The sequence below is a fragment of the Acinetobacter nematophilus genome, from assembly GCF_026344175.1.
In the GTDB taxonomy this organism is placed as follows: Bacteria; Pseudomonadota; Gammaproteobacteria; order Pseudomonadales; family Moraxellaceae; genus Acinetobacter; species Acinetobacter nematophilus.
Genome location: NZ_JAPKMY010000025.1, coordinates 1 through 2,716, shown reverse-complemented (window position 1 = coordinate 2,716; position 2,716 = coordinate 1). Strand labels below are relative to the sequence as shown.

3 protein-coding genes are annotated in these 2,716 nt (G+C 37.4%); all 3 read left to right on the top strand.

The genetic code is table 11. The features are described 5' to 3' along the window. Window positions 1–437 precede the first annotated feature (437 nt). Entirely contained in the window at window positions 438–1,856 is a 1,419-nt protein-coding gene (locus tag OSH00_RS20395; protein ID WP_266131942.1) for a phospholipase effector Tle1 domain-containing protein, read from the top strand. Next, complete coding sequence (locus OSH00_RS20390) at window positions 1,849–1,974, top strand: hypothetical protein (RefSeq protein WP_266131941.1); 126 nt, start codon at window positions 1,849–1,851, stop codon at window positions 1,972–1,974. Before OSH00_RS20395 ends, OSH00_RS20390 begins: the two co-directional genes overlap by 8 nt. Before the next feature lie 92 nt (window positions 1,975–2,066). Continuing rightward, a partial coding sequence (locus tag OSH00_RS20385; RefSeq protein ID WP_266131940.1) for a DUF2931 family protein occupies window positions 2,067–2,716 on the top strand: 650 nt, incomplete at its 3' end.

Below are 2,716 nucleotides of genomic sequence, written 5' to 3'. Positions count from 1 at the left end.
TCTCTACCGAGATCGGGGTGTTTTTTTTATGTCTTTAAAAAAAGAAAAGCTTTTAGCATCTCTTATGCTTTGATATTAATAGAAAATTTTAAAATTGCCTTGTACAAAGGTATAAAATGCAAAGTATTAAAATTTAAAAATATTTACTATTGCTAATGATTATTATTAATAATACTAAATTTAATATGCCAAATATAAATCATGCTTTAGAAAGAATGGGATTGAATGTACAGCATCGTACAATTACAGCTAAATTTTCAAATGATGAATTGAATCATCAATTATTTTTAAATCATTTAAGTCTTTGTCATGAAATTAATGCAAAACCATACATTTGAATTCTAGTTATGATGCCTCACAGCTTGAAATTTCTGCTGATGGTGAAGAAGAATAGAAATGAAAAAAAAGAGAAGTAAACAATAACGAGGAATCAAATCATGGGACTTCCAAGCAAAAAAGTATCCAATTTAGGTGATGGTGCCGGAAAAAATAAGCCAATCCCCTTAAAGACAGCGCAAACCAATAAGATTGAAAACTCTTCGGTGACTGTTGTGGTAAAGCCTGTAGTGGTCAATGTGTTTTTTGATGGAACCAAAAACAATATGTATAACATTGACAATAAAGCCAAGTACGCAAAACAAATCGCAAAAGACAAAGATGCCTATGAAAGTTATACCAATGCTTACTCCAATGTCGCCCATTTGTTTAGTCAAAGAGATGGTGAAGACAAAAATAATATTTGGATCTATATTCAAGGTATGGGCTCGACCAAAGATGAAGCAGACAGTAAGGCAGGTTTTGCCTATGGCAGTGGACCGACAGGGGTAAAGGCACGTGCAGAATCAGCGTTTACAGAAATTCAAAAAGCCTATAACAAGTTCAATGGCGAAGAAAGTGCGCCTAAACCAACATGTATCATGATCAATGTATTTGGTTTTAGTCGTGGTGCTGCTACTGCGCGACATTTTGTGCATTTGGCAAAGTCCAAACCGAAACTGTTTAAAGGCTGGGGATTTTCTCCAAAACAAGTGCGTTTTCGTTTTGTCGGGATTTTCGATACAGTATCTTCATTTCAAACTATCGATACTAAAGCTGTTGTAAAAACTGGTGCAGGTGCACTCTTGGGTCCATTTGGACCGATTATTGGTGCAGCAACAACTGCAGCAAAACCTGACTTTGATAATGATGTTAAAGAGTTGAGTTTAAATTTTAAAGACTTTGATGCGGATGATAAAAAAATCAGCAAAGTGTTCCATATTGCCGCGGGCGATGAATATCGCGAGTATTTCTCACTGACCAATATTATGGCTGCACGGCGGGAGAAATATGGTTATGAAGTAGTGATGGATGGGGCACACTCTGATATTGGTGGCAGTTACCCGAGTGGAATAAGTGATAGCTATCATATAACAACAGACGCATTAAAAAGTTGGTTTATTGAGCAAGGTTTTTATACTGCACAGCAAATCAAGCATATTCAGAAACAAGAATATGTGGCATCACGACAGAATATTCCCAATGATTACCATAAGATTGCGTTAAAAACCATGCGTCTAATGACCCAAAAATATGGACAGATTCAATTTAAAGACGACATTGTTACTTATGAAAATAAAGGTTTAACAGGTCTTGTCAAAAACCTGATCAATAGCCATCCTAAGACTGTACTCAACAATGTGGTGTGGGGCAGCGTTCTGGATCTACGTTTAAAAGACCAAGGACAAATCCGAAACTTACGCAATCAATACTTGCACTGGTCTGCTAGAAAAACCTATGAGGGTGGGATGACCGAAGATTTAGGCTACAGTATACGTTTAAAGAACGGACTGCCGTATCGGAAAATCCATAATGGTTAAAACAAAAAAGTTTAATTTTTTACTTGCCAGCCTATTGCTGATCATTTTACTGACTTTGGCAGCCTATGTTTATCGAGTATATGATATGAATAAAGTACAAGAAATAAATGGGGTGTAAGTACATCTTCTGCGTATTTAACGAGTCATAAAGATTCACGACGAGAAGTTTATATTAATTCACATATTGTAAAATCTCCCGTAGATGAAAATATGCGCACTGCGTTTTATTTGGCCGATGGGACATGGCTAAGAACGCTGGATGGTTCTAGTGGTCGATGGGGAGTTGGGGGGACACCATTGGGTGGAAACTCCTTTAAACAGCCCTTACCTGAAGTATTACATTTGACTTTTTTTGACAGTATTGATAACCAGTTTTATCAGCTGATCCAACCCTTACCAAAAGACAAGATTCAACGCTTATTTACCACAATATATAAAGGTATGGGGGATGAGCAAGAGGATAGCCCACCTAAAGTATATGATACTTTTGATATTGGTTTTGCGCCCAAAGGCTGGATTATTTTATTTGCAGTAGGTCCTGGGATCCGAGAAGAAATTGGTTCATGGCAAGCCAAGAAAATCGAGGGTGATTATACCCAGACTGTGGGTTTAACACAGACTGGAAATTTAGAATATCTTAAAACGCATGATGTTCGTGCAGACGATGTAAAAACAGCATTTGAAGGCTTTAAACGACGAAATCCCGAGCTGTATAAGCGCTGGATGGAGGGCAGTTTTAAAGTCAGTGCAGACTGGTACAAAATGTTGCAGACCAAATATCCATGGAATCTTGAGGTCACTGCACCTGATGGTGAGTGGTCAGGCGAGTACTATGCTGAATATGTCAATACAGAACGTTT

Excerpts from the sequence above, each read along its gene's own strand:
- OSH00_RS20395 (WP_266131942.1), top strand. The coding sequence starts at position 438 with ATGGGACTTCCAAGCAAAAAAGTATCCAATTTAGGTGATGGTGCCGGA.
- OSH00_RS20390 (WP_266131941.1), top strand. The coding sequence starts at position 1,849 with ATGGTTAAAACAAAAAAGTTTAATTTTTTACTTGCCAGCCTATTGCTG.